This window comes from Pseudoalteromonas sp. SG41-5 (assembly GCF_014164495.1).
Classification (GTDB): domain Bacteria; phylum Pseudomonadota; class Gammaproteobacteria; order Enterobacterales; family Alteromonadaceae; genus Pseudoalteromonas; species Pseudoalteromonas rhizosphaerae.
The window spans coordinates 1-6,924 of sequence record NZ_JACJFH010000144.1; the positions used below are offsets into that span (position 1 = coordinate 1).

At 43.5% G+C, this 6,924-nt stretch carries 3 protein-coding genes; all 3 read right to left on the reverse strand.

Features of this window, described 5'->3' with window-relative positions; translation table 11 throughout:
• On the reverse strand, positions 1–1,944 hold a 1,944-nt coding region (locus tag H5232_RS21545), incomplete at its 3' end, for a glycosyl hydrolase family 18 protein (protein ID WP_182831488.1).
• 67 nt (positions 1,945–2,011) lie between these two features.
• Entirely contained in the window at positions 2,012–3,607 is a 1,596-nt protein-coding gene (locus H5232_RS21550) for a lytic polysaccharide monooxygenase (protein ID WP_182718239.1), read from the reverse strand.
• Between the two features lie 58 nt (positions 3,608–3,665).
• A complete protein-coding gene (locus tag H5232_RS21555; protein WP_182739991.1) occupies positions 3,666–6,836 on the reverse strand; it encodes a glycosyl hydrolase family 18 protein in 3,171 nt (1,056 codons plus the stop codon).
• Positions 6,837–6,924 lie beyond the last annotated feature (88 nt).

A 6,924-nucleotide genomic window follows, 5' to 3' on the forward strand; every position in this document is an offset into this window, starting at 1 on the left:
TGCAGTAATTGCCAATGTGCTTGTTGCACTGCCAGATACTGTTAACTCAGGTGATGCAGTCCAACTAAACGTCAGTGGATCATTATCGGCATCTGTTGCTGAAGCACTGACAGAAACACTTTCGCCAGCGTTCACGGTTACAGTGCTTGATACTGATAACACTGGTTTTTTATTACTTGGTGGTGTAACAACTCCGCCTAAGCCATCGTGCATAGCATTGAGAATATCGCCATTATCTGCATCAATTTCCCATGCAAATAACCCACCTAAGTTATATTGATTAACATAAGCACCTTTAGCTATCACTGACTCACGGCTATCATAAGTGATTAGTTTACCTGTGGCGCGATTCCACACATACGCCGCTTGCGCTTGGTCATCGTAGCCTACTTCAAAGCCATTAACACCAGTACCTGCAGCACCAATCATATGAGTTTTGATGCCTTTATAATCAATAACGCCATCTTCCCACACGCCTTGTGCTGTTGAGCCTTTTAATGGACCGGAGCCTGTTGCTGTCATAGGGTTACCATCAATAGTGGTGCCTGTTGGATAAACACCTTCCCAACCACGGCCATACATAGCAGTACCAACAACAATTTTTTTCGCGTTTACATTTTGTGCTAATAATAACTGTACTGCGTTATCTGTTGTATAAGCAGGGCCTTTACGTGGCTCACCGTTTTCATCTACGCCCGTACCATTACATTGCCCTACGCTCATATGCTCACCACAATAAAGCGCAGTTTGATGGCCAGTTACGCCACTCCATGCCCCATAAAAGTCATAAGTCATAGCGAAGATATAATCCATGTATTGGCTAGCGGCTTGGTAGTCAACGTCTTCAATTTTATCGTAACCAGCGCCAATTGCTGACGTAAGCTCATAAGTACGGCCTGTTTCAGCTTCAAGCTTATCAAGCATAGCGCGCAGCTCTTGCATTAACGCAACGTATGCAGGACCATCATTTATCGGATCGCCAATATCTGGGTTAGGGCCGTCACCACCAGGAAATTCCCAGTCAATATCAACACCATCGTAAAACTTCCAGGTTCTTAAAAACTCTTCCATTGATGTTACAAAGGTGTCGCGGTTAGCTTTATTAGTAAAACCACCAAATGGATCAGAAAGCGTCCAGCCACCTACTGATGGTAAGATTTTAAGATCGGGGTAACGTTGCTTAAGTGCCATTAACTGTGAATACGTACCACGGATTGGATCTTTTGCATCCACACCTGGTAATGCTTTTTGCACAGCGGCCCATGGATCGTGGATAACCACTTCATAATCAGCAGAGCCAGCACAGGCTGTTTCAAGTGCTTGTTTAGGACTGCCAGTTAGTGATGCATTTTCACCACAAATTGGAATGAAGCCATATAAAATGTGACTTAAGTTTTGTGCTGGAATATTTGTTACATCATAATCACGACCGTAAATACCCCACTCAACAAAATACGCACCGGTCACTAACCCTGCTTTGGTACCAATATCACGATTATTAGGATCAACATCCATCGGCAATGGCGCTAAGTGCCCGCCGTCGGTATCTGCAATTACGATTGGCTTACCGGCACTGCGTGCGCAAGTAGTACCGACTTCGCATAGTTCTACATACAATGTATGGCGACCAGCTTTGTCATAAGGGAAAGAAATAGTTCCGCTCTTAGAACCTGCAGAAAGTGTGCCTTCATTTACCAACATATCATCAAAGTAAACTTTGTAGCTGTCACCACCGTCACCGCTCCATGCACTCCATTGAATATTGATGCTCACCTGCTCCACACGGGTAACAAGTTGCTTATAAGAACCGTTACCTTCTAAGTTCACTTCAACAAACGAATATTGTTGCGGTTCCCAATTAATACTTGGTGTAGACGGTGCTGCAAAGGCTGTACTTGCAAATAGAGCAACGCCAATGGCTGCTGTTAACTGTTTAATATTCATATTTCTCTCTTATCCATTATTAATTTAATTATTTAATAAGTTTGAACTACAAAACTTAGGCTTCTTATTAAAGTTTGGTCCATACATTGGCTTGTCCAGGTGTATCACCTTGAGTCCACCACTTAGCGCTATAGCGCTGTCCTTGATAGGTTACTTCAGCGCCACTTTGATAGGCTTTACTTGCATTCCAATCGTTATTCACATCCGATTGTGAATCGCTTTGCCATGCATTAGAGCTATCAGGTTGCTGACCCTGACTCCACCATTTCGCGGTATAAACAACTCCTTGAAAACTGGCTTTGTCACCGGCTTGATAAACTGCACTACTACTCCAAGCTACAACATCAGGATCAGTGATAACGCTGTCATTTACGGTGACTTTAAAACTAGTTTGAGTACTTAATTGACCATCCGAAACCGACACTGACACGGTATAATCTGTGCTTGTTGATACCTCTGGCGCACTAATCACCACGTTTGCGTCACCACCGGTAAAGCTCAGTGGTGCTGGCACTAACCAGCTGTAGCTCAATTGCGTTTGTTCATCATCAAAAGCATGAAGGTGTAAGGCTGTGCTGGTGTTTTCATCGACAACTAAATCATCTGGCGTATGTACAATTGGCGCAGTATTAGTGGGAGCGCTTTGCACGCTTAAGCTATAAGTGTAATTTTCATTACTGCTATACACTTGATTAGTCAGTACATCAGTACTGTTATAAACCACGTCACCGGCTTGATTTTGCACGCCAATTTGTACTAAATGGGCATAATCTAAGTTCAGTTGTTGTGCCAGTGCTTGCTGCCAACTCGCTTGATTCGCAGCGGTCACTTTTAATTGCTGATTGATAACCTCTTGGCCATTTTCATCAAATAAACGTGCCCAAACAGTGTCACCAGCAATGGCACTTTGTCCTTGACGAACAAAGTAACCAACACTTGACCAAACACTCGGATCCGTCGGCCCTGCGTCTGTCACAATATTGATATCGCTACAGTTATAGAAACCTTCCCCCACCACATCAATACGTTGCCAACGGCTATATAAAATAGCATCGCCGCTACGCCCTTGTGGAATAGCAACATTCATTTCGTAATAACGCTTGCCATCGGTATCTTTGATAACGTCAATATTTTCATGTTGTTGAACTAGCTCTAAGTCAGCCCACGTCAATACATCTGTTGCTGCATTAAAGCTTGGTTTAGTTAAATAAAACTGCCAAAAACTGGGATTATGCGGCGTTGCTGCTAAGTAACGAATTTGAATTTCACCATTGGCATTAGGCACCACATCACTGCGTTGCCAATGCGGCGAAGGTAAATCCATACCACGCTTTGCGTTGTCACCACCGGCACATAACGACCCATTTGGTACCTTAGCCTCTACCGCAGCTTGATTTAAGTAGTCCGGTGTATTAACTGAAAACTCAATATCTTGTACAAATTGCACTGTACCCGACTCTAAAAATGCGGCACGACAAGCAAGGTTTGGAATATTAGTGCCATCTTCTGGCCACCAATACCCACCATCGGCTTGGCAAAAAGCTTGCCGCGCTTTTGGGCTATCCATATAACCATGGGCGTTCACTTGCGCTGGCATAATTGTTAGTAATACGCTGCTTGCCACTGCCGAGAGTGATAAAGTTTTAAATTTAATAGCTTTCATTGTTTTGTCCTTGAAAAGCTGAAATTTTGGGACAAGCAAACTTGCCCCTATTATTTACTTACAGACTACAACTTTTAGTCCAGTCAGCTGTTGCTCCTGGTTCAGAACTTGTCCACCACTTCGCTTTATAAACGGCACTGTTATGAACCATTAAGTCACCGCCTGCGGCATGGCTTGGATTGCCTGCCCAGTCTTTTTGAGGGAAGTTTGGATATACAGGGATTGAGCTCACAGCCACACCTTCACACATACCAGATGTATCGCCACCACCATTACCAGGATCCGTGGTGTCGCCGCCACCGGTAGTCCCATCAGGCAATTGTGGGTATTCAAATTTGAACGCGTAAACTTTGCCATCTTTTTCTATAGTAAAGTTACTAGGACCGGTAATTGGCATGTAATACATAACTTGCGCATTGACTGTTTTGCCACCACTGAAGTCTTTCGGTTGACCGCCCCATTCATTGTTCAGAGTGATTGAAAAACGGTGGAATTCATTTTCATACCCACCAATGTTGTTACCTGCGGCATTTGAGCCATTTACTTCAACTGCCATGCCCAATTTTTCTTGTGCGTTCCAGTTAGATTTAAAAATAGCCGATGTTGATACAGGTACATCAAACGAAATTTTCGCACCGCTTAGATCAATATTGGAGTTATTAGTGAACGCAAATGTTGGGCTAATTGGGTAGTTATCATCACCAATTGGGAAGTCTTTTGCTGCAAACGTTACATCTACCGCTTCAGTTGGTACAACAAAGTTTGGATTACCTGGATGAGTGTCGTACGCCACACCACTTTGGTTAAACTTGTCATAAGCCAAAGTTGTTAAGGTAGAACCCATGAAGTACTCACCTTTTGCTGAGTCAAAATCATAATCACCAGCAAGTTCCCAGAACATGATACCGCCAAGGCCATTGTTAATTACGTAATCAACTTTAGCTGCCATAGACTGCTCATCTTCAATAGATAGGAATACTTTTTTCTCTGAGTTCCATAACCAAGGTGCAACAGCAACGCTGTCATAGTGACGTGTATAAGTACCCGTTAATTGATCATCAACATCAGTCTCTGGTGTTAAGCCATACACACCTAAGTACGAACCAACAATGCCGTTCTCAAGATTTTTAACATGCCACAACGGGTTAGAACCTGCTGGCATTTCTTGTCCTGCATCGTTCTTATCATGCCAAAGATTATCAATGCCTAATGCGCCATTACCACACTTGTTCTTTTCACCAACGCCGGTACCTGTTGCGCAATCAGCTTGATTAGGTAGTGCAGATTGCCCCCACAGCCCATTAGTACCCCCGCTGACATCTTTAAAACCTCGGGTGTAGTAAGGAATACCAATATTGATACGTCCTGCCGATACTGCACCACGAAAATAACGTACCGCCCAATCAGTATTTAAATAACCAATCCCTTCAAACTCAGCTGTTGAGTAAACCCCCCATTGCGCTAGTTCAGAATCAATACCGGTATCAAACAAGGCCGCATTGTGGCCAACATGCGAGTTCCATGCACCGTGAAGGTCATAAGACATGATGTTAACGTAATCGAGGTATTTAACCGCTTGGAATGTTTCCATACCACGTAGTAAATAACCTGAAGAAGGCGATGCAATTGTTAGTAAATAATGTTTACCCGCTTTTTCACCAGCACGGTCTAGCTCTTCGCGCAGCTTTTTCATTAGTACTTGGTAAGATGCATTTAAACCTGCACGACGTGCATTTGAAATTGGGAAATCATCAGGATGACCTGAATCTTTCATTGATGATGGGTATTCATAATCAATATCAACACCATCAAAACCATATTTTTCAATGAACTCGACTGAGCTTTTTGCAAAGGCATCAATACCCGCTTGATTAACTGAACCATCTGCATTGGTCGTCATGGTATAAAAACCACCACTTTCAACGCGGCCCGTTTCATCAAAGAAACCACCCGTTTCAGCCCAACCACCTACAGATACTAATGTTTTAACGTGTGGGTGTTGTTTTTTGAATTTGTTTAAAAGATTAAAGTGACCTTTATACGAGAAGCTTGGGTCCATTTCGGCACCTACCACTCCTGGCCATTCCATATTTGTAGCTGGATTACCTGCAGCATTTGGATCGCCAATCGATACTTTATTATTGGCATCAACATGGGCAAACGCATAGTTGATATGAGTTATCTTATCCCATGGAATATCATTTACTAAATAGCTCGGTTGGCCATTTGCGCCATTGCGCCAACTGGTAAAGTAACCAATTACACGACGCGGATGATCAACACCCATTATCTCACGACCATCTGCATCATACACAGTACAATACGGCGTATTTACACCTGGTGTTTGATATAACCCCTGCGGATGACAATCAGTTCCAGTCACTGGTCCGGTATTTTCTTCAACAACAGTAAGCAGCTTTGTTACTTGGGCTGTTGCGCCTTCGTTATCAGTTACCGTTAACGTAAAGGTTGCCTGACCAAGCGCTGTTGCTTGCCAAGCATAACTGCTTGATGCCGTACTTGCTTGGTGCACATCAGCACCATTAACCGCAAAGTTAAGTGCCGTTACTTGACCATCACTGTCAGTACCAGCAAGCGCAAACACCACTTGTGAGCCAACCGTTAATTCTGTTGGTAAACTGCTGAAACTAATTGTTGCCACCGGTGCTTGATTAACCGGCTCCACGATCTCAGTAACACTGATCGTATTGATCACTTGCGTAGATTGCGCGCCATCGTCATCGGTTGCCACAGCACTCACTTGATGTGTGCCGACAACTGCAGGCCAATTAGTACTAAACGGTGCGCTACTATCAGTTGCGATTAATGCACCATCAACAAAAAACTCAACTTTTGTCACAGAGCCATCGTCATCGGTTGCTTGCGCAGTCATGACAACGCTGTCTTTATCAGCAAGTTGAGAATTGTTTGCGGGGGTTAATACTGTAATATTTGGCGCCTGATTTTCTGTGACAGCGCTGTCACACAAACCCAAAAGTTTCCAATCTTGCCAGTCACCAGCATTTTCAACTGGATTTGACTGTGTCCACCATTTTGCCTCATACGCATTATCTTGTGCGTGTACTTGGCTGCCACCGCTGTGAGTTTGACCCGTTTGCCATTGTGTTAATACACTACAGTCAACTGCTGCATGCGTACTTAAGCCTACAAAACTAAGCGATACCGCACTTAGCTTAAAAGCATTTTTTATTGTCATTTGTGAGCTCATAGCTCCTCCGCCCAGGGTTAAATATAACATTAAATTTACAACTCAGTTTAAAAACTACCACAGTTAACTCATACGTCAACTTAATTTG